The 255-nt window shown below is 56.1% G+C and carries 1 rRNA gene; it reads left to right on the forward strand.

Features of this window, described 5'->3' with window-relative positions:
- Nucleotides 1–255, forward strand: a 16S ribosomal RNA gene (locus JHD74_RS27195); the annotation flags it as partial.

The raw sequence follows: 255 nt of genomic DNA on the forward strand, positions 1-255 counted from the left end.
GTCCAGACTCCTACGGGAGGCAGCAGTGGGGAATATTGCACAATGGGCGCAAGCCTGATGCAGCCATGCCGCGTGTGTGAAGAAGGCCTTCGGGTTGTAAAGCACTTTCAGCGAGGAGGAAGGGTTCAGTGTTAATAGCACCGTTCATTGACGTTACTCGCAGAAGAAGCACCGGCTAACTCCGTGCCAGCAGCCGCGGTAATACGGAGGGTGCAAGCGTTAATCGGAATTACTGGGCGTAAAGCGCACGCAGGC

It is taken from the genome of Serratia sp. ASV30 (genome assembly GCF_016428815.1).
Lineage (GTDB): Bacteria > Pseudomonadota > Gammaproteobacteria > Enterobacterales > Enterobacteriaceae > Chania > Chania fonticola_C.